Source organism: Isoalcanivorax indicus, assembly GCF_003259185.1.
In the GTDB taxonomy this organism is placed as follows: Bacteria; Pseudomonadota; Gammaproteobacteria; order Pseudomonadales; family Alcanivoracaceae; genus Isoalcanivorax; species Isoalcanivorax indicus.
In genome coordinates this window covers 502,893-526,619 of sequence record NZ_QGMP01000001.1, presented here as the reverse complement: position 1 = coordinate 526,619, position 23,727 = coordinate 502,893, and the positions used below count along the sequence as shown (strand labels likewise).

Below are 23,727 nucleotides of genomic sequence, written 5' to 3'. Positions count from 1 at the left end.
TTCCTGATGTGATGGCCGCAGTGTCCGGCCTTATTGATCACCGCCGCGTGAGTGCCCACCCGCACTCAGCAGGGCCGCCACCTGTTCCAGCAGTGCCTCACGCCGAAAGGGCTTGGGCAGCAACGGACCGATCTGCTCCATGGCCATATCGGGTGCATCATCCGCTTCGGCATAGCCGGACGTAAACAGCACCGGCAAGCGCGGCCAGCGGCTGCGACAGGCCTGCGCCAGCGTCAGCCCGGAATGGCGGCCCGGCATGATGATATCGGTAAACAACAGATCCGGGACCAGGCCGTTCTCTATCCGCACCAGCGCCTCGTCTGCACTGGCTGCTTCCTGCACGGCGTAACCGGCGGAGCGCAGGTAGCGCACCGACAGCATGCGGATGCTGGTGTCGTCTTCCACCACCAGCACCCGCGCCGTCATCCCGGAAGCCGGGGCGCGCGCAACGGGCGCAGCCTGCCGGGCCTGCTCGCCCGTCGCACGCGGCAGGTACAGGCGAAACCGAGTGCCATGCCCCGGCGCCGAATCAACGCTCACGTGGCCACCGGATTGCTTGATGAAACCGAACACCATGCTGAGGCCCAGCCCGCTGCCTTTGCCCTGGGCCTTGGTGGTGAAGAAAGGCTCGAAAATACGGTCCTGAATCGATGTCGGCATCCCGGTGCCCGTGTCAGCCACGGCAAGGCAAACATAGTCTCCGGGTTTCACCTCCGGATGGGTGAGCGCATAGTCGGCATCCAGCACCACATTGCTCACGTCGATACTGAAGCGGCCTCCGTCCGGCATGGCATCGGCAGCATTGAGCGCCAGGTTCAGCAACGCGCTCTCCAACTGCGCCGGGTCCACACACAGGGGCCAGGTCTCATCGGCGACATGGATATCCAGATGACTGCGGTCCGTCAGAGAGGAACGCAGGATCGGTGCCATGGGATTGACCAGCTGCGCCACATTGATCACCTGCGGCGACAGGGCCTGACGCCGCGCAAAGGCCAGCAGGCGCTGCGTCAGCGCGCTGCCGCGCTCCGCCGCGCTCTGGATGACAGCGATCAGTTCGCGCGCCTCCGCACTGATGCCCGGCACGCTGCCCAGCAGGTCCGCGTTACCGAGCACCACCGTCAGCAGGTTATTGAAGTCATGGGCAATACCGCCGGTCAACCGCCCCACAGCCTCCAGTCGCTGCGCATTCTGCAGCTGACGATAGATCTGCGCCTGCTCGGTCACATCACGCGCCACCACCACCCAGTGCGTCAGGACACCGTCGCTGTCGCGTACCGGCACCACATCCACATCCAGTGTCAGTTCGCTGCCATCGTGCACGTAGGCCAGCAACTGGGTGCGTACCGATTCCCCGGCAGCCATGGCGCGACGAATCGCAGCCAGTTTTTCAGCCTGCCCTGGCGGGCCGCGGGTTTCCCACGGACTGCGACCGACCACCTGATCGTTACGCAGGCCACTGAGGCGTTCATGAGCTTCATTGGCGAACACAATGCGCGGGCTGTCTTCAGTGACCGGCCCGCCATCCAGAATCAGGATAATATCGTTGACCCTCGCCACCGCCGAACGTAACAGACGCAACTGCTCGGTATTGTGGCGCAGCATCTGGACATGGGTGACATCGGTGGACGAACCAAACCAGCGCTCTACTTCGCCGCGCTCGTTGAACACCGGGCTGGCCTCGTTCAGGTGCCACTCGTAGCGACCGTCTGCGCGGCGCAGGCGAAACTCCATGTGGTACGGCGTGCCGCGGGCCACCGCCCTCTGCCAGGCTTGAGCGACCTGCTCACGATCATCCGGGTGGACCATCTCGAGCCAGTGATCTGCGATGTACCGCACGCTATGCCCGGTGAGGGCCGCCATACGCTGGCCGACATGTACTATCCTGCCCTGGCCGTCCGCCGACCACACGTGGACCGGCAAACTCTCTGCCTGGGCTTCGAAATGGCGCAGCCGATTGCGGTCCGACATAGAACGCCGGGCATGCTGCTGGCGCTCGCGAATGGCATACAGGGCAAACCCGCCGACCACCAGCACCAGCACGGTGGCGGCAATGCGATTGGCCAGCACATGTGCCATCGAGAAACCGTCCGCCAGACCGGGCGACAACCCCGCCCCGATCCAGATCAGCACCACACACAACAGCGTGATCAGCCACTGAAAACCCGCGCGGCGGACCAGCAGACCGGATGCATAAACCAGCGGTGCGTAGAGTAATCCGTGAGCGAAGCCCAGTGCCGTCAGACGCTCGGCCAACACCACGAGCAAGGCAACCGCCAGCAGCGCCAGTGCCCAGATGCGCTCCGCGCCCGGCCGCCCCTTGCTTTCAGGTGGTCGCATCATGTGGCGTGGCCTGCTGGTGCGCCAGAGCGACCAGATCTTCCAGAATATCCGCGCGCCCCGGCACCATGATCGCATCACCCAACACGCAGCTCAGCCGAGGTTCATCCGGGTACTGCCGGTTATAGCGATCGATCGCGGCACTCAGCAAGGCACGCGAGCGCCGCATGGCCGCTTCGTCAGCGTTAACGATCAACAGCGCCATCTCGCGCCCGCGCATGCGCCCGGCCAGATCGCCTGACAGGCCGGTTTCGGTCACCATATGCTGCAAGGCATCAAGCAAACGATCACCTTTGGCCCGGCCGTGCACATGGTTGATGCCGCCTATATCCCGGATACGGGCGACCAGCAAGCCACAGGGCATCTCCAGGCGCCGGCAGAAGTCGAACAACTGTGTTGCCCGAGCCCGAAAACCACTCGGATGGCGCGGATCATCCGGTGCACGCTCTGTCGCCACAGCAGCGCGCTGCAACTCATCTTCCACCAGGCCCGCCAGCGCTTCCAGCCATTGCCGCTCGCGCGTCGACAACGTACGTGGCTGGTAATCAGCGACACACAGGGTTCCCACTTTCTCGCCCCCGGCGAGCATGATCACATGGCCGGCATAAAAGCGAATCGGCCGGTCCCCGCGCACCGCAGCGTATGTGGAAAAAAGCGGATGTTGCAGTGTATCCGGCACTTCCAGCAGACCATCATCCTCTATGGCGACACTGCAGAAAGCCTGGCTGCGAGGTGTTTGCGTCAGAGCCATTCCCTGCCGGGACTTGAACCACTGGCGCAACCCATCGATCACTGAAATCAGCGAGACGGGCGCCTCCAGCAAACGTGCCGTCAGTCGGGTAATGCGATCAAACCGCGCTTCATAGCGGCTATCGAGCAACCCACTGTTGTACAGGGCTTCAAGCCGTTGCACTTCACGCTGATGTTCCCGTTCGACAAACCAGCGCTCAATGGCCTCGGGCGCCATCGGCCTGCTGATCAGGTAACCCTGCATGGCATGGCACCCCAGCTCACGCAGATACTGATGCACGGCAGGCGACTCGACGCCCTCAGCCACCACGTTCAACTTCAGGTTATGGCCCAGCTCTACGATGGAGCGCACCACGGTCGCCGACTCTTCGGAAGAATCACTGTGCAGCACGAAAGACTTGTCCAGCTTGATCTCGGAAAACGGCAGCCGCACCAGTTGCATCATGGTAGAAAAGCCGGTTCCGAAATCATCAATGGAAAGCCGGAACCCTCGCACGCGCAAGCGCGTCAATACCGATAACGAGCCATGAATGTCGGCCATGGCCGAACTTTCAGTCACCTCCAGCACCAGCTGTTGCGCGTCGATACCCTGCGCACGACAACGGGCCAGCATCCAGTCAAAGAATTCGTTGTTCTCCAGCAACAGTGCCGAGATATTCACTGACAGGCTGCAACGACGCAGCGTATCACGGCCCACGCGCGCCGCCGTCTCGGCACTGCGCAACATGGCAAACCAGTCAATGGCCTGGCTGATCACTGCACGGCTCAACGCCTCGATCAGCCCCTCCTGTTCTGCCAGGGCTACAAAGAAATCAGGCTTGATGTCGCCATGTTCGGGATGGCGCCAGCGGGCGAGAGCCTCGAAACCTTCCAGCGTGCCGGTACGGCAAGCCACCCGGGGCTGGTACACCACCTGAATATCGCCGCGCTCGATCGCGGCCGCCAGATCCATACGGTCGGGTGCAGACGTTGCATCGGGCACCTTCTTCAGTGCTTCCGGCGGCAGCACCTGCCTGCTCAACAGCAGTTCACGCAACGTAGCCTGGGTAAAGGGTTTCGGCAGGACGCCGAGAATCGGCAACCCCCGCGCACTCACCACACGCCGTGCCGCATCCAGCACGCGACTGCCCACACCGCTGGAAATAATCACCTTGGGAGGCGCGGGGCGCTCCGCCAGCCGTTCCATCACGGCCACACCGTCAGAGTCAGGCAGCACCAGATCAATAATGACAATATCGGCAGGACGCTCATCAAGCAGCGCGAAGAATGCCGCAGACGTCTCGGCATGCCGTGCGTCAAACCCCGCCGCTGCCGCAATACGCGCAATGGTCTGTCCGACAAGCGGCTCGTCATCCAGCACGACGACTGCACCCGATCGGTGCTCAGCGGCGCGATGTGAATGGTTATCGGTCATTCCGCTCATGCCTGCCTACCTGCTGGCGACATACCTGATCCCTGAAATACTGCAGCGAGAAGCGCTTCCAGATTGCCATGGGCGCGTCGTGCCCGCCAGCGGGATTTGCCTCAGTGGTCACACCCTGCGCCACCGCATTCCCGCAGGCTGTGCAAATACTCTACAATCGAATCACATGCATACCATTCACGTTGCCTGCCCCGGAGACGTCATGACCGCTTCAGTGACCACACACACCGATCACTTTGCCACCTGTGGCCAGATCACCGAGGAGGACATCAGGACATTGGCCGCCCAGGGCTTCCGCACGCTGATCAACAACCGCCCGGATGGTGAAGGCGGCCCCGACCAGCCCCGCTCGGAGGCCCTGGCACGCGCAGCGCAAGCGGCTGGCCTGGCGTACGTCTATCTGCCGGTCATCAGTGGCCAGATTACCGCCGAGCAAGCCAGCGCCATGAAGAGTGCACTGGAGGACGCGGAAAAGCCGGTGCTGGCCTTCTGCCGCTCGGGCGCGCGCTCCACCCACCTGTGGCAGCTGGCAGGCAGCCCCTGATGCGGGCGCCGACGAGGCGCCACATCATCGGCGCGCTGCTCGGAGCGCTGTTCAGCAGTGCTCACGCGTTTGCCGACGAGCAGACGCTCTGGACCCTTTCGCTGGAAGGTGGCGCTGGCTGGCAAGCTCGCAACAATGTCCAGGTGCCGAACGACAGCAGCGGCGACAGGTTCGCACTGGACGACATCACCGGCAGCGGTCCCCAGCCCTTTTTCCGCGCCGCACTGGCACGGGACATCACGCCGCAGCATGGCGTACGTGTGGTGTACGCGCCGCTGCGCGTGAATGAGCGCGGCACGCTGAACGACACCGTACAGTTTGCGGGCACCACCTTCACGCCCGGCGCTGTACGCGCCCGCTATCAGTTCGACGCGCATCGCGTGACCTACCGCTATACCTTGCGGCATACCGCTCGTGGCCGCCTTCAACTGGGCGGTACCTTGCTGGTGCGCGATGCGGAAATCCGCCTCAACCAGGGCAGCAATCAGGGCCGCGACACCAACGTGGGCCTGGTGCCGCTGGTGCATGCTGCAGGGCACTACCAGCTGACACCGGACTGGCGCCTTGCCTTCGACGCTGATGCCCTCGCGGCGCCGCAGGGGCGCGCGCTGGATCTGGGGCTACGTGCCGAATACCGGCTGCGGGACGACCTCTGGCTGCACGCAGGCTACCGCACGCTGGAAGGCGGCGCAGACAATGACGACGTGTACACATTTGCCTGGTTCAACTTCGCCAGCGCGGGCCTTCACCTCGCGTTCTGACGCATCATGGAGAAAGGGGCATCGGGATGAACGCCACAAAGACCGCAGTCCTCAGCAATGCACGGGGCTGGTTGCGCGCCAACGCACTGGCAGCCAGTCTCGTCGTGCTGATTTGTGGTATCGGCGCCACACTGATGATCAATCAGCAAATCAATATCCAGGCAGAGCGTCAGGCCGAAAGGGAGTTCCACATCCTCACCGAAAGTCTGGCCCGCGATATCAGTTCACGCATGGGCACCTACAAGCAAGTGCTGCTGGCCTCCGCCGGATTCGTCGAAAACCATACCGACATGGACGCACTGGCCTGGCGCCGCTTCCATGACCGGCTTCGATTGTCGCAGTATTATCCCGGCATCCAGGCGCTCGGTTTTGCCGTGGTGCTGGGTCCTGATGAGCTGGCGTCGCATACCGCGCAGATGCGCGACAAGGGCTTCCCGGATTACGACGTGCGGCCCGCCGGGGAGCGCCCCCGTTACACCAGTATCGTGTTCGTCGAGCCTTTCGAAGGCAGCAATCTGGCCGCCTTCGGCTATGACATGTACAGCAACCCTGTTCGCCAGCGGGCCATGGATCGGGCCGTAGCCATGAACACCGCCGTCTTGTCCAACGTGGTGACACTGATTCAGGGATATGCGGAATCGGAGCCACAACCGGGCCTGTTACTTTATCTGCCCACCTATCATCACGACCGGCCGATCGCCTCCGTGTCACAGCGCTGGGACGCCTTGCGGGGCTTCACCTACAGCGCCTTTCGCATCAAGGATCTGATGGCCGGCATTCAGCACGCTGACACGCCGCTCATGCACTACAGCATTTATGACGGGCTGACGGCCGATGCCCACCGGCTTGTTTACCGCAGCGCGGCCGACGAACTCCCGGATGATCCTGACGCGCTGCAACGTCGACGGGTGGTGCCGCTACTGGGTCAGAACTGGACCATCGATTTCCAGAGCACCGATGCCTTCCATGACACACTCCATAGCATTCCCTATGGCACCGTGCTGGGCATCGGCCTTCCTGTCTCGCTGTTGTTATCGTTGATTACCTACCTGCTCGGCACCAGTCGCGACCGGGCCACGCGCATCGCCGAACAGATGACGGAGGAACTGCGCCAGACCGAACGAGCGCTGCGCCTGAATGAAGAGGGCTACAAACTCGCCCTGGACTCCAGCTCCATGGGGACCTGGACATGGAACTTCGAGACGCGAAAATTCCTGGGAGACGCGCAGCTGGCCCCGCTGTTCGGTTATTCACCGAACTATCGCTTCGAGGGCGGCATGCGCGCTTTTCTGCAAATCGTCCACCCCGATGACCGCGAGCGTGTGCGCCGCGAGCTGGAAATGGCTCAGGAAGGCGAGCAGGAGTTCGACACCGAATATCGCGTGGTATGGCCCAACGGCACGCAACGGCATATCGCCTCGCGTGCGCGAGTGTTGCAACTGCCCGAGCAGGTCAACCCGATCATGACCGGCACCTGCTGGGACGTCACCGAGAAGCGCCACAACCAGCTGATGAAGCGTGAATTCGTATCCACGGTCAGCCACGAGTTGCGCACACCGCTCACCGCCATTTCAGGATCACTGGGGCTGCTTCTGGGCGGCGCCGTAGGCACCATGCCCGACAAGGCCAACCAGCTGCTGCGGATCGCCAACGAGAATACCAAGCGCCTGCTGCGCCTGATCAATGATCTGCTCGATTTCGAAAAACTGGATGCCGGCAAGCTGGAATTCAGTTACGAAGTCTGCGACGGACGCATGCTGGCAAACAGCGCCATCGAACTGAATCAGGGCCTGGGTTCGCGCTATAACGTGTCGCTGGCACTCAACTGGCCCCTGCAAACCCGGACCCTGGTCAAGGTGGATCCGATGCGCTTCCAGCAGATCATGGCCAACCTGCTGTCCAACGCTGCCAAATATTCCCCACCCCAGGGGCTCATCACGTTGAGCGGCCAGCAGGACGGTGAACGCCTCGTGTTTTCTGTGCGCGACCAGGGCAAGGGCATACCAGAGGAATTCCGCGACCGTATGTTCGAGCGTTTTTCCCAGGCCGACAGCTCCGATACCCGCCGGGCCGGTGGCACCGGGCTGGGCCTGGCCATCTGTCGCGAACTGGCGCTGGCCATGGGCGGCAGCATTGACTTCGATACGGGGCCGGAAGGCACCACCTTTCACGTCGCCTTCCCGCTGGAAGAGGATCCTTACTGCTTTTGACCCATGATATGACACCTGATCTGCATGACCTCTGGTTCCTGCCCCTCGGCGGCTGCGGCGAAATCGGCATGAACCTGAATCTCTACGGGCACAACGGCCAGTGGCTGATGGTGGACTGCGGCATCACCTTTGCCAGAGCAGGCGACCCCGACCATCACGGCGCCGATATCCAGATGGCCGACCCGGGCTTTATCAGTGCCCGGCGCGAACAGTTGGCCGGTTTGCTGATCACCCACGCCCACGAAGACCACATCGGCGCCGTCGCCTGGCTATGGCCACTGCTGCGCTGCCCGGTTTATGCCACCCCGTTTGCCACCGAAGTCCTGCGCCGCAAACTGGCCGAACGCGGCCTGAGCGGGCAAGTGCCGCTGATCGACGTACAACCCGGCCAGGGGCACCACATCGGCGTCTTCCATATCCGCTATCTGCATCTCACCCACTCGGTGCCCGAACCCAACGGCGTGGTCATCGAGACCCCGGCCGGACGTATTTTTCATACCGGTGACTGGAAGCTTGATCCCGCACCCGTGGTCGGCCCGGGCTACTCCGCCAGCCTGTTCCGGCAGCTTGGCGACGACGGCGTGGATGCCATGGTGTGCGATTCCACCAACGCCCTGGTCACCGGGCATTCCGGGTCAGAAGGATCCTTGTATGCCGGGTTGCGCGACGCCATACAGGGCGCCCCCGGACGTGTCGTCGTGGCCTGCTTCGGCAGCAATATCGCGCGCCTGCACACCCTGGGGCGTATCGCCCATGAGGCCAATCGCTATTTCGGCCTGCTGGGCCGCTCGCTGGTGAACATGGTATCGGCGGCGCGTGCCACTGGCGTCTGGCAGGCCGCTGCCGACCCCATTGATAGCGGCCATCTGGGCTATCTGCCCGCCGAGGAGGTCCTGGCCGTGGCCACCGGCAGCCAGGGCGAGCCCCGTACCGCCCTGCATCGTCTGGCCGACGACAGCCACCCGGACCTGAGCCTGGAACCCGGCGACCGGGTGATCTTCAGCGCCCGCGTCATTCCCGGCAACGAAGAAGCGGTGGCGCGCCTGATCGAACGCCTGCAGCAGCGCGGTGTCGAGGTCATCACCGACGATGATGCCGCTGTCCCCATTCATGCTTCCGGCCACCCGGCCAGCGAGGAACTGCTGGCCATGTACGGCTGGGTACGTCCGCGTCTGGCCATCCCGGTTCATGGCGAGGCCGCGCACATGGCTGCCAATGCGGCGCTGGCGCGCCATGCCGGCGTGCCGCGCCAGCTCACCGGGCGCAACGGCGACCTGTTCATGATTGCGCCGGTGACCGGTCTGCGTCGTCAGGTCGCCCCCGTCGGTCGCTGGGGCGTCGCACGCGGGCAGCTTGCCCCGCTGCCCGCATCGTCGACCAAATAGCGCACAGCTATTGCTGCCATGCCGCAGCCTGACATGACAATGTCACGCAAAACGCGTTAGGCTTGCAGCAGTAACGATAGCGTAATGACGAGCACGCGATGACGATGCACAGGCTCCGCCACAGGCCCATAGCCGCCAACACCCCGGCCCCGCACAGCGGGCTGGCGCAGGGCGTTGCGCGCACGGCGGTGGGCCACGCAGGTTATTGCTTCGGGTATTGGTTTAGCCACTGGCGCGCCTGATACCCCCCACAGGCGCCCAGCAACCCGGGACGCCTGACTGAGAGAACACCTAACCCCCGGTCGGCCTGTCCCACCGGGGGTTTTTATTTTCTGGCCAGAAGGATTCGAACATGAACAGCCGCTCCACCGCCCTGGCGCCCGCCGCGCCGGAGGCCACCACCAGCGCCCTGCCCCTGCCGGCACCGGCCACGTTGCGCGCGCGCCTGCCCCTCAGTGCCGCGCTGGCACAACAGATCAGCACACAGCGTGACGCCCTGCGCGCCGTGCTCAACGGCGATGACCCGCGCCTGCTGGTGATCACCGGCCCCTGCTCATTGCATGATCCCGCCGCCGCGCTGGAGTACGGTGAGCGCCTGGCTACGCTGGCCGATGCCCTGCGCGATGACCTGCTGATCGTGATGCGCGCCTATGTCGAAAAACCCCGCACCACGGTGGGCTGGAAAGGCCTGCTCTACGACCCGCACCTGGACGGCACTCATGACATGGCTGCCGGGCTGGACACCTCGCGGCGCCTGCTGCGCGAACTGGCGGGGCTGGGCCTGCCCCTGGCCACGGAGCTGCTGCACCCCATGGCGGCGGACTACCTCGGTGATCTGCTCAGCTGGGCAGCCATCGGCGCACGCACCACGGAGTCCCAGGTGCATCGTGAGCTGGTCAGCGGTCTGCCCTTGCCGGTGGGCTTCAAGAACAGCACCGACGGTTCCGTACAGGTGGCGATCGACGCGATGGGGGCCGCCAGGCACGGCCACCGCCATTTCGGGGTCGATGAGCTGGGCCACCCCGCCATGCGTATCACGCCCGGGAATCCGGACACGCACCTGGTATTGCGCGGCGGCAACGGCGGGCCAAACCATGACGCTGACAGTGTCGAGGCAGCGCGGCGGGCGCTCTCCCAGGCCGGCGTGTCGGCACGCCTGATGGTGGATTGCAGCCATGCCAACAGCGGCAAGCACCCGGATAACCAACCTGCCGTGCTGCACGACCTGCTGGCCCAGCGCCGCGCCGGGCAGACCGCCATCGCCGGGGTGATGCTGGAAAGTCATCTGGTGCACGGGCGGCAGGATCTGGGCGGAGACCTGCGCTACGGCCAGTCCATCACCGACGGTTGTCTGGGCTGGGCGCCTACCGAAGCGCTGCTGCGCGAGGCGGCGGCGGGGTGACGACAGACGGGATGCCGGGTAGGGTTATACCCTGCCCGGATCACACAAGGATGCCCCTAGGCATGACTGTCATACGATTTTCCCTGCCCGCTCTGGTGCTTGGCACCAGTCTGACCCTCAGCGCCTGCGTCACGGTTACGGAAGAACGCCTGAACGTGCCCAACCCGGCCCCCGAACAGAGCCGTCAGCCGATGAACACCGGCCAGACCCTGGCGGTGCCCCCGCAACCCACCCACCAGCCAGTGGACTACCCTGAATCCGCGCTGGAAGCGGGCGAACGCCGCGAGGCCATGGTGCAGGTGATGGTGCTGCCGGACGGCAGTGCCGGAGACCGCGTGCTGGTGCAGACCTCCGGATCGGCCACACTGGACGAAGCGGCCCTGACCTCGGTCGGCCAGTGGCGTTTCGAGCCCGCACGGGACACCGAGGGCCAGCCCATGGAGATGGTGCTGGTGGTGCCGGTACGCTTCAGCCGCTGATTACTCCTTCTCCAGCTTGCGCTTGAGGCGGTAATCCATCAGCCGGAACAACGGCTGGGTATAACGCGTGGCCGGCCCCGGCAGCGCCGCCAGTATCACGCTGCTGACGTTACCCAGCGGCCGGGCAATCCGCGCCGGGCGTTCGCGCACCGCCTTGACCAGCCAGTCCGCCGCCGCCTCGGTGTCCATCATGCGCATATGCTTGTAGATCGAAGTCTTGTTCGACATCGGCGTGCGCACCATCGGGAAATGCACCACCGTCACATCAATGCCCTTGTGGCCCAGCTCAGCCTGCAAGGAACGGGAAAACGACTCGAGCGCTGACTTGCTGGCCAGGTAGGCCGAGAACAGCGGAATGGGCACCTGGGTGGACAGGGTCGAGATATTCACCACCTGGCCCTGCCCCTGCTCCAGCATGCGCGGCAACAACTTCAGGGTCAGCCCGACAGCGCCCAGATAATTGATCTGCATGGTCCGCTGGTAGTCGTGCAACCGGTCCAGGGCCTGCTCGATCGGCCGCCGTATCGAACGCGCCGCATTATTGATCAGCACATCCACCCGTCGATGCTCGGCCAGAATCGCCTCGGCGCAGGCGGCCAGTTCAGCCTCGATCGTCAGGTCTGCCGGGTAAATCCAGGCCTTGCCCCCGGCGGCCTCGATCTCGTCGCGGACACTCGCCAGTTGCCCGGCATTGCGCGCCACCAGACACACCCGCGCCCCCGCGCGAGCCATCTTCCCCGCCGCGATGGCGCCGATACCGCTTGAGGAGCCGGTCAGCACAATGGTCTTGCCGCGCAGGTGAGCCATATCATGTCCTCTCTCGTGTCTTGTGTCGGGCATCGGCGTCCGAGCGTGCCCTGCATGCCAGGCAGGGTCTTGACCTTTCGCGTCGCCACCGCAAACGCTAACATGTCCATATGGACAGTATTGCCGCCACGCCGCTCGCCGCCCCCTTGAGCGATCCCCTCTATTATCTGCGCAATTTCCGCAGCGTGCTGGCGTGGCTGGCTGCCCGCTATGACGACCTGCTGGATGCACAGGAACAGGCGTTTCTTCGCGCCTTCGCCGCGCTGCCCGATGCCAGCCAGGGGCTGCTGGTACGACTCATCATGCGGCGTGGCATTCATTTCCGTCTGCAACGGCTGGCGTACGCCGAACTCGGCGACATCCGCACGGCCGCCGCACCCTTGCAGGCACTCGGCTGGCTGCGCCACGACGCACCGCTGGATGCCGCCACCCTGGCCAGCCTGCTCACCCGCGAGGAACTGATGGCCGTGCTCGGCAGCCGACCGGACAGTCCGCCACCCACTGCACTGCGGCGTCTGCGCAAACCGGCGCTGACCGCGCTGCTGGACGAGCAGCACCGTCACGAAGCGCGCTTCGAGGACTGGTGTCACGGCAGCCCCCGACTGGCAGACGACACCCTCCTGAGCCTGACCCTCATGCCGCTGTGCGAGCGGCTGCGACTGATGTTCTTCGGCAACCTCTATCAGGACTGGTCCACCTTCGTGCTGACCGAACTGGGGCACCACCGGTTTGTGCCAGTCCCCCTGCATCCGGAAGCACGCGCTTTCCGGACACGCGCCGATATCGATATCGCGGCCGCGCTATCCGCCAGCCGCGACACCCTGGCAGCCGAAGGCAGCCCGGAAGAGGCCGTGGCCCAGTTGCCGCCGCCACCGACACTGCCCTGGCTGCGTGCGCGCCATGCACGGCTGTTGTGCCGACTCGGCCAAGCCTTCGAGCGGCGCCAGCAGCCCGCCCGCGCGCTGGCATGCTATGCCGCCAGCGACACCCCGGAAGCCCGCGTGCGTCAGGTGCGCGCGCTGGAACGCCTCGGCCAGCACCGGTATGCCCTGCGTCTGGCCCGGCAGCGGCTGGCTGACCTCCCGGATGATGAAACCGCGCTGCAGTTGCAGCGCATCGTGCCGCGCCTGTGCCGCAAGACGGGCGATGTACGGCCGCCGCCCACGACTGACCCCGACCCGCCGGTGCAACACATCACCCTGCCCGCCAGTACCCACACCCGCGTGGAGCTTGCTGCGGCCCTGGCACTGGCCACCCGGGAGCCGGACAGCGACGTCCATTACGTGGAAAATGCGTTGCTGCCCGGCCTGTTCGGCCTGCTGTGCTGGCCAGCCCTGTTCCGGCCTGTGCCCGGCGCCTTTTTCCATCCGTTTCAGGACGGCCCCGCCGATTTGCGTGACCCGGACTTTGTCGCCCGCCGCCGCGACGATTTTGCTCAATGTCTGGCCGCCCTCGACGACGGCAGCTATCGCGATCTGATCCTGCGCCGCTATCGCGAGCATGCCGGTCTGCGCAACCCGTTCGTGATCTGGCCCGCCCTCAGCGACACGCTGCTTGAGCTGGCGCTGTCGTGCATCCCGGCAAGCCACCTTCGTGCGGTCTTCCAGCGTCTGCTGCGTGCGCCAGACCGTTACCGTGCCGGCTTCCCGGATCTGATCCAGTTCTGGCCTGCCGGGCAACGCTATGCGCTGATCGAGATCAAAGGCCCCGGCGACCGACTGCAGGACCATCAGCAACGCTGGCTCACCTTCTTCTGCCAGCAGGGTATCCCGGCGCGGGTCTGTCATGTGCAGTGGGCGCCGTCACCATGAGCACAACGCGTTACACCGTCGCCGTTCGCGCCCTGTGCGATTTCACTGCCCGGCGCGGCGATCTGGACCTGCGCTTTACGCCAGCACCCAGTGCCCGCGAGGGCATTGCCGGGCATCAACTGGTGACCAGTCGCCGTGATGACGACTATGAAACGGAAATTCCACTCCAGGGTGAATACCGCCAGCTTCTGCTGCGTGGTCGCGCTGATGGCTATTGCCCGCAACGCCACACGCTGGAAGAGATCAAGACCTTTCGCGGCGACCTGAGCCGGATGCCGGCCAATCACCGTGCCCTGCACTGGGCGCAACTGCATTGCTATGGTGCCCTGTTCTGCGCCCAGCGCGCGTGCGACGCCGTAACCCTGGCGCTGGTCTACTTCGATGTCGTGAAACAAACCGAAACCCGTATCGAAGAACACTGGTCACGGCAGGCTCTGGACGACATTCTTGCCCGCCATGCCGGTGCCTTTCTCGACTGGGCTGTGCAGGAACAGGCACACAGACAGGCGCGCGATGCCACCCTGAAGACACTGTCTTTTCCGCATTCGGAATTTCGCCCGGGGCAACGAGACCTGGCAGAAGCGGTCTACACCACACTACATCAGAAACACGTGCTGATGGCCCAGGCACCGACGGGGATTGGCAAAACGCTGGGCACGCTGTTTCCGGCCCTGAAAGCACTGGCTACCCGCCAACAGGATCGGCTGTTCTTCCTTACCGCGCGCACTACCGGCCGACAGCTGGCACTGGACGCGCTCTCGCAACTCGACGCCGGGACAGCGTTGCCGCTGCGGCGGCTGGAACTGATTGCACGGGACAAGGCCTGTGTTTACCCGGAGGCGGCCTGCCATGGCGACAGTTGCCCGCTGGCACGTGGCTTTTACGACCGCCTGCCCGCCGCCCGGCAGGCTGCCGCCGAACAAGGATGGCTTGATCAGGCCTCACTGGGCGAGATCGCTCACAGCCATCAGGTCTGCCCCTACTATCTGGCTCAGGAAATGGCGCGCTGGAGTGACGTGGTGGTCGGCGACTATAACTATTACTTCGACCTCAACGCGCTCCTGTTCGCACTGACCAGCCAGCAGCAGTGGCAGGCACTGGTACTGGTGGACGAGGCCCATAATCTGCTGCCGCGCAGTCGCGACATGTATTCCGCCAGTCTGGATGAGGACGCCATTGCCCGCCTCGCCCGGCATGCCCCCACCGCACTGCGCAAACCTTTGCGCCGCCTTGAACAGGCCTGGCAGGAAATGAACCAGACCGCGGGCGCCGCCGCCACGGCCTACCGGAAGCTGCCGGAGCCACCCCAGACACTGATGAGTGCACTGGTCGCCAGCGTCCACGCCATCAGCGACTATCGCAACGATCACCCCACTGATACGTCAGCGGCGGTGCTGGCCTTCTATTTTGACGCCTTGCAGTTCACCCGCATCGCCGAGTTTTTTGACGAGCATTATCTGTGTGACTGTGAACCGTCGCAGGAAGACCCGACTCGAACGCGCCTGACGTTGCGCAACCTGGTGCCAGCGCCCTTTGTTCGCGAGCGCCTGGCCACCGCCAGCGGCACCGTGCTGTTTTCCGCCACCCTGACGCCGCCTCGCTTCCATGCCGACCTGCTCGGCCTGCCCGCAAACAGTCGCTTTGTCGATATTCCGCCACCGTTTGATGCCAGCCAACTGCGCGTGCATCAGGTGCCGCTATCTACTCGCTTCCAGCAACGCCCCGGCACAGCACTACCCATCGCCGGGCTGATCTCCCGACAATTCGATGCGCAACCGGGTAATTATCTGGCCTTTTTCAGCAGCTTTGACTATCTCGCTCTGGTGGCCGATGCGTTACAACGGCTTGCACCGCATATCCCCGTGCACCGACAGCAACCCGGTATGCCCGAGGCAGAACGCCATGCGTTTCTGGCGCGCTTCGTCCCGGAAAGTCAGCAGGTCAGTTTTGCGGTGCTCGGCGGCGCCTTTTCCGAGGGCATTGATCTGCCCGGAAATCGGCTGATCGGCAGCTTCATCGCCACGCTGGGACTGCCGCAGATCAATCCGGTCAACGAGCAGATGCGGGATCGCCTGGAACAACTGATCCCCGGGACCGGGTTCGATTACACCTACCTCTATCCCGGAGTCCAGAAAGTGATCCAGGCCGCCGGGCGCGTTATCCGCACCCGCGACGACCGTGGCGTGATCTATCTGATTGATGAGCGCTTCGCCCGCCCGGATATCCGTGCGCTGCTGCCGCGATGGTGGTTCTGAGTTCCCTGCGAACCCGGAACGGTCAGAATGAGGCTACGACACCCACACTGAATATGCTTTCTCTGGGCCGGAAGCTCACATCACTGCTGCTGTCGCCGAAATATTCCCGGGAATTGTAGAAGGTTCGGGTCCAGTCCAATCGCAGATCAATGCCGGAAGGCATCGGGAGATCCACCCCGAGACCAAGCCGCGCCCCGACATGATTATCGTCACGGCTGAAACTGCCGGAACCGAGCTCACGATAGGTCAACTCATAGGTAGTGCGCTGTATTCCGAGACGACCATACATATGCGCCTCGCCAAAGCGCGCGGCCAACAGCGTACTGACACCAACAGAGGCACCGCTCTCGAAGGTCAGCTCATCGCCATAGGATTCCTTGTATTCGATGTTGGAACCCCCGGCATTGAGCTCGAAAGCCCAGTAGCCGGAGTCCGTCGGGATGGCAGAACCCAGAAACAGCTGCGCTGCGGCGCCAGACGCGCCCAGCCCTTCAACACGCACATCCACGAAACCCACTTCACGGTCACGCATCTCGATTTGCGTGTCTCCGATCCCGATCATCAGACCGCCATAGAGACCCTCTCTCGCCATGGCGGCCGGACTGGCCAACATGGCCATCGCAGCCAGGCAAACAATCTTTTTCATAATACTTCCCCTTCAATACCTTGGATTTTGTCATTCGCGATCCCGCGCGGACCGATAATAACGCGAAGGAGAAGAACTACAAGCCGAATCAGGCGGGCAATTCGGTATAATCGCCCAGATCAAACGCTGCCATCTGCCGGGCAAACTGGGTGGCAAAACCGGGGAACATGGTGGCGTTGAAGCCGTCCTCGGTGAGGTACCAGCTCTTGCAGCCGGAATTCCAGTTGGTTTTGGCCAGGCGACGCTGGATATCCCGATTGAAAGCGCGCTGTGCATCCGGCTTTACATCCAGCGCCTTGAGCTTGCGCTCGCGCAGCGTCTGGATGCCACGCACCAGGTAATCAATCTGCGCCTCCATGTAGACCAGCGCTGAATTGTGGCCGGGGCCGGAGTTCGGGCCAAACGTCATGTAGAGGTTCGGATAGCCGGACACGTTGATGCTCTTGTAGGCCTGAGCGCCGCCAGACCATTCCTCGCCCAGCACACGGCCGTCGCGGCCTGTGACCGGGAACGGCGTGCCGGAATGCGATACGTCAAAGCCGGTGGCAAAGACGATGCAATCGAACTGATGCTCGATCCCCTCCACCGTACGGATACCTTTCTCGCTCAGACGAGCGATCGGCCAGGTGATCAGCTTGCAGTTGTCTTTCTGCAGCGCCGGGTAGTAATCACTGGACATCAGCACCCGCTTGCAGCCGATGCGAAAATCAGGCGTCAGCTGGCGACGCAACCAGCGATCCTTCACCTGCATGCGCAGATGCAGGCGCCCGATGCGCTCGACCAGCGCTGTCAGCGGGGTATCCCAGATAATGCCCAGCGCCACGGATTCGTGAAACAGATAGAGTGCCTTGCGCATGGCATCCTGGCTGGCCGGGAAGCGACGGAACAGCGCCTTGTTCCAGCCAGGTGTTTCAAAATCCGGACGCGGCAGCACCCAGCCCGGCGTACGCTGGAACACCTTGACGAACCCGGCCTTTTTCACCAACTCCGGAATGATCTGGATACCGCTGGCGCCGGTGCCAATAACGGCCACCCGCTTGCCTTCAAAATCGTAATCGTGATCCCACATGGCGCTGTGGATCTTGTGGCCCTGATAATCCTCGATACCGGCAATGTTCGGCAGACTGGCGTTGGACAGGGGGCCTTGCGCCATCACCACGGAGCGACCTTCAAATACGCCTTTTGAGGTTTTTACACACCAGACGCCGCGCTGGTCGTCGTACTGCATGGATTCGACGTTGTGCTCGAAACGCACCAGTGGGCGCAGGTTGTAGTGATCCGCCAGATGATGCACGTAACGCAGGATTTCCGAGCCACCGGAGAAGCTGCGCGACCACTCCGGATTCTGGGCAAAGGAAAACGAGTACAGGTTCGAGGGGATATCGCAGGCCGCCCCCGGGTAGGTGTTGTCCCGCCAGGTGCCCCCCACGTCAGTTGCCCGTTCCAGGATTACGATATCCTCGATACCTTGCTGGCGCAGTCGAATGGCCGATCCCAGCCCGGCAAACCCGGCACCGATGATCAGCACTTCGCTGCGAGCCACCACAGCATCCGTGCGGGACGATGACGAACTGGCCGAACGCGCGCCGGCTTTCGTGGTCTTGCGGGCGGCGGCCTTACGGCGCGGTTTGCGTGTTTCAGACACTGTGCTCATGTGGCGTATCTCTCTGTTCAGGCTGTTCAGGCGGCCGGACGATAAGTGAGTTCTTTCACCCAGGAGGGCACCGCTGGCAAGGCCCGGCGCGGGATATGCCCGGTCAACCGGACCACCGCATCCACCGGGACGTGATAGACGCGGTTACTGCGATTCACCACAAACTTGGCGTGCTGGCGAATGATCTGGAACCAGGGATTGCGACGGCCATCGGCGGTACGGCCACCGATTTTCTCGAACTTGTTCATGGCGGCGTACAGCTTTTCTTCCGGCAGCCCCATGGCAATCACGTTGTCACGCATCTTGTTCAGCAGCGGGAAGTAGGAAGCAATCCCCAGCAGCAGACGGGGATCCAGCAGCGGCGCCAGCATCTTTGCTGCCTTGATGTAGGTTTTCCCGTGGCCCTGCATTTCCATCACGGTAAAGCCCACCCCCAGGTGACGCGATTCGTCGTCATTGATCTTCTCGAACGCCTGATGACACACCGGGTCATCCACCGTTTCCAGCAGGAAGGTACACAGGGCACCGTCCAGCGCAATCTCCAGCATCGGCACCACCGTGCCCAGCACATACACCGGCATCTCGTCGGCATAACGGTCCAGCCACTCGATCACCAGCCGCAGATTGATGTTCGGCTCGGGAATCTCATCACCTTCGAGCATGCCCCAGCGTTTCATCAGCGCCATTTCTGCATTGGCGTGGCGCTGCTCCTCGGCATGGAAATAGTTGTAGATCTCGCGCAGCGTGTCGTTGGGTGCTTTTTTTGCCATGGCGGCAAACGCCCGCGCACCGACGTGTTCGATCCACATCAGGTCTGACATGAATTCCTTCAGCTTGGGCCACTGTTCTTCCGTGATCAGCTCGGCGCCGGGGGCCTCCCAGTCGATGTCCGCCAGGGACCACTGGGTGTTCTTGATCTTGACCAGCATCTTTTCCAGATCAATAGAAGCCATGAGCGTATCTCCGTCAGCGTCGTGTCGCAGCAAATCGGCCCAGCAGGCCGGCACCGCGTGCGTAAGTGGAAGGAATGTAGCGTTTGGCGCGCCAGATCATGCGCGCATCGAATTGCGGCAGTACGTAAAGCTGGCCCTTGTCGAGTGCATTCAGGGTGGTACGGACCACGCCATCAGCAGATACGCCCGTCAGGGCCACCAACTTGTCCATCAGCGGCGTCACCGAGGCATCAATGCGACCCGAGGTAAAAATATTCGTCTTGACTACGGTCGGACACAGCGCGGTCACTTTGACGCCACTGCCGGCCGTTTCCGCCGCGAGCGTTTCCGACAGTGCCAGGACGGCCGCCTTGGTCAGGTTGTAGGGGCCCATCATGGGCGCGGCGGCAAAGCTGGCCGTGGAGCAGACATTGATGATGCCGCCACGGCCCAGGGCCTTCAGTTTCGGCGCGAAGATATGGCAGCCGTAGACCACGCCCCACATGTTGATGCCCACCGTCCACTCCCAGTCTTCCAGAGGGATCTCGCCCACCGGCCGACCGCCAACGCCTACCCCGGCGTTATTGATCACCAGGTCCACCGGCGCGTCGAGCAGACGCTCCGCCTCATCCGCCATGGCCTGCACCGCTTCGAACTGCGTCACGTCGCACTGCAAGGCCCAGGCGCGGCCGCCAGCAGCCCGGACCAGCTCGGCCGTTTCCTGCGCGGTGGCCAGGTTGATATCCGAGACCACCACGGCACCGCCTCGGCGGGCGATCTCCAGGGCAAAGGCGCGGCCGATGCCGGAACCGGCCCCGGTGACGACGGCGTGGGCATTACGGCTGACGCGTTCGCGTGCAAGAAAAGGCAGTTGCGGCATAGGGCTATTCGCTCGTTGACCATGACATTACATGATGTCACGATAAAGCGAATGCTTGTTCGGATTCAATTCGGAAACCTTATGGCCAGAAAGCCCCGTCAGGCCCGCTCCAGGGCCACCGTCAATGCCATCGTGGAAGCCGGCTTCATCGCCGTCGCCACCCACGGCCCCACCGGAGCCACAACGCGCCAAGTTGCTGATATAGCAGGAATCAGTGTCGGCTCACTGTATGAGTACTTCACCAACAAGGAGGCCATCTTCAAAGCCATGAGCGAGCGCTTCGTGGCCGACACCGTGGCCATGATCCAGCCTCTGGTGCCCGAGCTTGTTCGGAAACCCATACGCGAAACGATCCTCGAATTGCTCGCCCACTTCCGGGTTTTCCTGCAGGAGAACAACGAGCTGTACCTGAAATGCGCGCGACACGCCTTCACCATGGACTTCGAGGAATATCTGGATCCGGTGCACAAGGTGCTGGTGGACATCGTCATGCAGCACCTGATGCACAACCCGGAACTGGCCCGGGTGCGCAACATCCCGGCGATGATCTATATCTTCATCAATGGCGGTGTCTTTGCGGTCATCCGTCACCTGTCAGAAGACAGCCCGGCCATTTCTTTCGAGGCGCTGTCGGAGGGGCTTGCCGATATGGTCGGGCACTATGTGACCCAGGAACTGGTCTCTGCCCACTCGTGAACGGCATCCTCTGTGCCGACGCCGTAACCGCTGGTCTGCAATAACAGCCACTTCGTCGGCAAGCCACCCCTTCGTGACGTCACCTGCACGGGCGGAGAAGTGGAATTTATGTGATGCAAAGCACATTATAGGGAGGAGAGACACTTGTGTATGGGCGACTCGGCTGAGTCAACGATAAGGCAGAACAAGATCATGCACACACTGGCTATCAGGAATACCGCACACGCACTGGCCGCACTGGGGCTGACCCTGGCCGTCTCATCCGTCAGCGCAGACAGCGCCGAAGACCAACTGATCAACGAGGTTTACGCCGACGGCGGCCATACCCTCTATTGCGGCACGTCGTTCATGCCCGGGGATCGGGTGCGCATCGACCGCATCTATCCTGACCGACAGTTGCAACAGGAGTTCGGGTGCAGCTCCAACCGCATTTGCCAGAATGACCCCGGTTACGCCGCAGCCCGGGATGACCTGCACCAGATGTTCCCGATTGAACGACAATCGGAGATCGACCGGCGCGCCACCCTGTTTGGCGAATTACGTTCAGGCGTGCCCACAAGCCAGCGCTGCGACTACCGGTTGGGTTTTCAGACGTTCGAGCCTGGTGATGCCGCCAAGGGTGCGGTAGCACGCGCCATGATGTACATGCACGTACAGCACGGGCTGCCCCTGGTGGGCACCTATGAAATGCTGCAACGCTGGAACGAGACCACCCCCCCGGACGAGGCAGAGCGGGCACGTAACGCGCGCATCAGCGAACTCACCGGCCGCCGCAATCCGTTTATCGATGACCCGGCCAGCATGCGCGAGGTCCCGGCACCGGCGCTGTTCTGACGCCGGCGCCGGACAAGGCCATCAGAAGGCTTCGGCAGGCAGCCCCATAATCAGGTCACTACCGGCTTCCAGTTGCGCCACCAGACTGCGGGCGCGAGGCAAAACACGCTGGAAATAGAAGCAACCAACGTGCTGCTTGCTCTGGCCCAACTGGTCATCGCGCCCTGATGCTGCCTGCATCATGCGCGCCCAGAGCCAGGCATAGGTCACCAGGCCGAACAGGTCCAGATACTCCACCGCCGACGCATTGACCGCATCAGCGTCCTGTTTCGCTCGCTCCAGCAGTTGTGCTGTCGCCTTCTCCAGCAACGCCAGCGCTTCCTCGAGCTGCGCGGCCACCGGCTGTACCGCAGCATCCTGAGCCGCTGCTGCCAGCCAGTCGCGCACTTCCGCGATAAAGCGTTCGGCCGAAGCGCCGCCATTACGCACCACCTTGCGGCCCGCCAGATCCAGCGCCTGGATACCGTTGGTGCCTTCATAGATCTGGGCGATACGTGCATCGCGCACGAACTGCTCCATGCCCCACTCGCGCACATAGCCATGACCACCGAAGACCTGCTGACCGATGATGCAGGTTTCCAGGCCCCGATCGGTAAAGAAGGCTTTGGCCACCGGGGTCAGTAATGCCACGCGGTCATCTGCCAGCTTGCGTGCTTCGGCATCGTCGGAAAACTTGGCGATATCCAGCTGCATGCCGAGATACGCCGACAGAGCACGCCCCCCCTCGTTCAACGCACGCATGGTCAGCAGCATACGACGCACATCACCGTGCACGATAATTGGATCAGCGTTGCCTTGCGGGTTCACCGCACCCGTGGCGGCACGACCCTGGACCCGCTCGCGGGCATAGTCCACCGCGCTCTGGTAACTGATTTCACCGAGGCCCAGACCTTGCAGGCCAATGGACACGCGCTCGTAGTTCATCATGGTGAACATGGCGGCCAGCCCCTGATTCACCTCACCCACCAGCCAGCCTTTGGCGGCATCGAAATTCATCACGCAGGTCGCCGAGCCCTTGATGCCCATCTTGTGCTCGATGGAACCACAGGCGACCCCGTTGCGCTCACCCACGCTGCCGTCTTCATTGACCAGGAACTTGGGCACCAGAAACAGCGAAATACCCTTGCTGCCCGCCGGGGCGTCCGGCAGTTTCGCCAGCACCAGGTGGATGATGTTGTCGGTCAGATCATGCTCGCCGCCGGTGATAAAAATCTTGGTGCCGGACACCCGATAGCTGCCATCAGCCTGCGGCTCGGCCCGGGTGCGCATGATGCCCAGGTCGGTACCGCAATGCGGCTCGGTCAGGCACATGGTGCCCGCCCATTCGCCAGAGTAGATTTTCGGCAGGTAGGTCTGCTTCAGTTCCTCGGACGCATGCGCGTCCAGACACAGGGTCGCGCCGTTGGACAGCAGCGGGTACAACGCCAGTGAACTGTTGGCGCTGTGAATCATTTCCTCGAACAGGACCGCCAGCATCTTGGGCATGCCCTGGCCGCCGTACTCAGGATTGCCGGACAACGCCGTCCAGCCGTTCTCGGCGATCGTGCGGTACGCTTCCCGAAAACCCTTCGGCGTGGTCACTACGCCCTGGTCGAAGTGGCAGCCTTCTTCATCACCGGAGCGGTTCAGCGGCAACATCACGCCTTCCACCATCTTGCCGGCCTCTTCGAGGATCGCGTCAGCCAGATCACGACTCACCTCGGCGGTCGCCGGCATGGATGCCCACAGTTGCTCGGCATTGAATACGTCATTCAGAACGAACTTCATGTCGTCCAGCGGGGCCTTGTACGTCGCCATGTGCACTTCTCCACAGTTCTGGCCGGGGGCGCAAATTTTAAGCAGGTCAGCACCCCGGTGACAGGGCTATTTGTGACCCACCGTTCATACAGTCGTTTGAATTGGCGAAACAACGCGTGAAGGG

The 23,727-nt window shown here is 63.1% G+C and carries 18 protein-coding genes; 10 read left to right on the top strand and 8 right to left on the bottom strand.

The features are described 5' to 3' along the window. Positions 1–30: 30 nt before the first annotated feature. Complete coding sequence (locus tag DKW65_RS02385) at positions 31–2,340, bottom strand: hybrid sensor histidine kinase/response regulator (protein WP_162925657.1); 2,310 nt, start codon at positions 2,338–2,340, stop codon at positions 31–33. Beyond that, positions 2,324–4,510, bottom strand: coding sequence for an EAL domain-containing protein (locus tag DKW65_RS02380; protein ID WP_111655754.1), 2,187 nt, complete (start codon positions 4,508–4,510; stop codon positions 2,324–2,326). The genes DKW65_RS02385 and DKW65_RS02380 overlap by 17 nt, the downstream gene beginning before the upstream one ends. A gap of 202 nt (positions 4,511–4,712) precedes the next feature. On the opposite strand from DKW65_RS02380, the gene DKW65_RS02375 reads away from it, so the two are divergent. From DKW65_RS02375 to DKW65_RS02350, 6 genes are all read left to right on the top strand, one after another. Continuing rightward, positions 4,713–5,054 carry a protein tyrosine phosphatase family protein gene (locus DKW65_RS02375; protein WP_111655753.1) on the top strand — a complete coding sequence of 114 codons (342 nt, stop codon included), beginning with the start codon at positions 4,713–4,715 and terminating at the stop codon, positions 5,052–5,054. Continuing rightward, a complete protein-coding gene (locus DKW65_RS02370; RefSeq protein ID WP_111655752.1) occupies positions 5,054–5,815 on the top strand; it encodes a porin family protein in 762 nt (253 codons plus the stop codon). Before DKW65_RS02375 ends, DKW65_RS02370 begins: the two co-directional genes overlap by 1 nt. Positions 5,816–5,841: 26 nt before the next feature. After that, positions 5,842–8,025 (top strand): CHASE domain-containing sensor histidine kinase, encoded by a 2,184-nt coding sequence (locus DKW65_RS02365; protein WP_111655751.1) that lies wholly within the window; start codon positions 5,842–5,844, stop codon positions 8,023–8,025. An 8-nt stretch (positions 8,026–8,033) separates the two neighbouring features. Next, on the top strand, positions 8,034–9,410 hold the full coding sequence (locus DKW65_RS02360; RefSeq protein ID WP_111655750.1) for a ribonuclease J: 1,377 nt from the start codon (positions 8,034–8,036) through the stop codon (positions 9,408–9,410). 352 nt (positions 9,411–9,762) lie between these two features. Further along, positions 9,763–10,812, top strand: a complete 1,050-nt coding sequence (locus DKW65_RS02355) for a 3-deoxy-7-phosphoheptulonate synthase (RefSeq protein WP_111655749.1) — start codon at positions 9,763–9,765, stop codon at positions 10,810–10,812. A 62-nt stretch (positions 10,813–10,874) separates the two neighbouring features. Next, complete coding sequence (locus tag DKW65_RS02350; RefSeq protein WP_162925656.1) at positions 10,875–11,291, top strand: energy transducer TonB; 417 nt, start codon at positions 10,875–10,877, stop codon at positions 11,289–11,291. Here the strand turns inward: DKW65_RS02350 and DKW65_RS02345 are convergent, their stop codons facing one another. Further along, complete coding sequence (locus DKW65_RS02345; protein ID WP_111655747.1) at positions 11,292–12,098, bottom strand: SDR family NAD(P)-dependent oxidoreductase; 807 nt, start codon at positions 12,096–12,098, stop codon at positions 11,292–11,294. A 110-nt stretch (positions 12,099–12,208) separates the two neighbouring features. On the opposite strand from DKW65_RS02345, the gene DKW65_RS02340 reads away from it, so the two are divergent. Continuing rightward, complete coding sequence (locus DKW65_RS02340) at positions 12,209–13,909, top strand: VRR-NUC domain-containing protein (protein WP_111655746.1); 1,701 nt, start codon at positions 12,209–12,211, stop codon at positions 13,907–13,909. Then, on the top strand, positions 13,906–16,164 hold the full coding sequence (locus DKW65_RS02335; RefSeq protein ID WP_111657483.1) for a helicase C-terminal domain-containing protein: 2,259 nt from the start codon (positions 13,906–13,908) through the stop codon (positions 16,162–16,164). The genes DKW65_RS02340 and DKW65_RS02335 overlap by 4 nt, the downstream gene beginning before the upstream one ends. 22 nt (positions 16,165–16,186) lie before the next feature. On the opposite strand, the gene DKW65_RS02330 is transcribed toward DKW65_RS02335, so the two are convergent. From DKW65_RS02330 to DKW65_RS02315, 4 genes are all read right to left on the bottom strand, one after another. Next, positions 16,187–16,810: an outer membrane beta-barrel protein gene (locus tag DKW65_RS02330; protein ID WP_111655745.1), complete on the bottom strand. Its 624-nt coding sequence runs from the start codon at positions 16,808–16,810 to the stop codon at positions 16,187–16,189. An 88-nt stretch (positions 16,811–16,898) separates the two neighbouring features. Next, positions 16,899–18,464, bottom strand: coding sequence for a flavin-containing monooxygenase (locus tag DKW65_RS02325; protein WP_111655744.1), 1,566 nt, complete (start codon positions 18,462–18,464; stop codon positions 16,899–16,901). A gap of 26 nt (positions 18,465–18,490) precedes the next feature. Continuing rightward, positions 18,491–19,417, bottom strand: a complete 927-nt coding sequence (locus DKW65_RS02320; RefSeq protein WP_111655743.1) for a ferritin-like domain-containing protein — start codon at positions 19,415–19,417, stop codon at positions 18,491–18,493. Between the two features lie 13 nt (positions 19,418–19,430). Then, entirely contained in the window at positions 19,431–20,276 is an 846-nt protein-coding gene (locus DKW65_RS02315) for an SDR family NAD(P)-dependent oxidoreductase (protein ID WP_111655742.1), read from the bottom strand. Positions 20,277–20,357: 81 nt separating this feature from the next. Between DKW65_RS02315 and DKW65_RS02310 the strand changes: the two genes are divergently transcribed. Together DKW65_RS02310 and DKW65_RS02305 are read left to right on the top strand one after the other, a co-directional pair. Next, the gene (locus tag DKW65_RS02310) at positions 20,358–20,972 is read left to right on the top strand and encodes a TetR/AcrR family transcriptional regulator (RefSeq protein WP_111655741.1); all 615 of its coding nucleotides are present in this window, start codon (positions 20,358–20,360) and stop codon (positions 20,970–20,972) included. A gap of 192 nt (positions 20,973–21,164) precedes the next feature. Next, positions 21,165–21,806 carry an endonuclease gene (locus tag DKW65_RS02305; RefSeq protein ID WP_162925655.1) on the top strand — a complete coding sequence of 214 codons (642 nt, stop codon included), beginning with the start codon at positions 21,165–21,167 and terminating at the stop codon, positions 21,804–21,806. 21 nt (positions 21,807–21,827) lie between these two features. Here the strand turns inward: DKW65_RS02305 and DKW65_RS02300 are convergent, their stop codons facing one another. After that, entirely contained in the window at positions 21,828–23,603 is a 1,776-nt protein-coding gene (locus DKW65_RS02300) for an acyl-CoA dehydrogenase C-terminal domain-containing protein (RefSeq protein ID WP_111655739.1), read from the bottom strand. Between the last annotated feature and the right edge of the window lie 124 nt (positions 23,604–23,727).

What these genes read in the sequence shown, in the direction of transcription:
- DKW65_RS02380 (WP_111655754.1), bottom strand. Translation starts at nt 4,510, where the DNA reads ATGAGCGGAATGACCGATAACCATTCACATCGCGCCGCTGAGCACCGA.
- DKW65_RS02325 (WP_111655744.1), bottom strand. Translation starts at nt 18,464, where the DNA reads ATGAGCACAGTGTCTGAAACACGCAAACCGCGCCGTAAGGCCGCCGCC.
- DKW65_RS02345 (WP_111655747.1), bottom strand. Translation starts at nt 12,098, where the DNA reads ATGGCTCACCTGCGCGGCAAGACCATTGTGCTGACCGGCTCCTCAAGC.
- DKW65_RS02365 (WP_111655751.1), top strand. Translation starts at nt 5,842, where the DNA reads ATGAACGCCACAAAGACCGCAGTCCTCAGCAATGCACGGGGCTGGTTG.
- DKW65_RS02315 (WP_111655742.1), bottom strand. Translation starts at nt 20,276, where the DNA reads ATGCCGCAACTGCCTTTTCTTGCACGCGAACGCGTCAGCCGTAATGCC.
- DKW65_RS02300 (WP_111655739.1), bottom strand. Translation starts at nt 23,603, where the DNA reads ATGGCGACGTACAAGGCCCCGCTGGACGACATGAAGTTCGTTCTGAAT.
- DKW65_RS02360 (WP_111655750.1), top strand. Translation starts at nt 8,034, where the DNA reads ATGACACCTGATCTGCATGACCTCTGGTTCCTGCCCCTCGGCGGCTGC.
- DKW65_RS02350 (WP_162925656.1), top strand. Translation starts at nt 10,875, where the DNA reads ATGACTGTCATACGATTTTCCCTGCCCGCTCTGGTGCTTGGCACCAGT.
- DKW65_RS02385 (WP_162925657.1), bottom strand. Translation starts at nt 2,340, where the DNA reads ATGATGCGACCACCTGAAAGCAAGGGGCGGCCGGGCGCGGAGCGCATC.
- DKW65_RS02320 (WP_111655743.1), bottom strand. Translation starts at nt 19,417, where the DNA reads ATGGCTTCTATTGATCTGGAAAAGATGCTGGTCAAGATCAAGAACACC.
- DKW65_RS02370 (WP_111655752.1), top strand. Translation starts at nt 5,054, where the DNA reads ATGCGGGCGCCGACGAGGCGCCACATCATCGGCGCGCTGCTCGGAGCG.
- DKW65_RS02340 (WP_111655746.1), top strand. Translation starts at nt 12,209, where the DNA reads ATGGACAGTATTGCCGCCACGCCGCTCGCCGCCCCCTTGAGCGATCCC.
- DKW65_RS02355 (WP_111655749.1), top strand. Translation starts at nt 9,763, where the DNA reads ATGAACAGCCGCTCCACCGCCCTGGCGCCCGCCGCGCCGGAGGCCACC.
- DKW65_RS02335 (WP_111657483.1), top strand. Translation starts at nt 13,906, where the DNA reads ATGAGCACAACGCGTTACACCGTCGCCGTTCGCGCCCTGTGCGATTTC.
- DKW65_RS02305 (WP_162925655.1), top strand. Translation starts at nt 21,165, where the DNA reads ATGCACACACTGGCTATCAGGAATACCGCACACGCACTGGCCGCACTG.
- DKW65_RS02310 (WP_111655741.1), top strand. Translation starts at nt 20,358, where the DNA reads ATGGCCAGAAAGCCCCGTCAGGCCCGCTCCAGGGCCACCGTCAATGCC.
- DKW65_RS02375 (WP_111655753.1), top strand. Translation starts at nt 4,713, where the DNA reads ATGACCGCTTCAGTGACCACACACACCGATCACTTTGCCACCTGTGGC.
- DKW65_RS02330 (WP_111655745.1), bottom strand. Translation starts at nt 16,810, where the DNA reads ATGAAAAAGATTGTTTGCCTGGCTGCGATGGCCATGTTGGCCAGTCCG.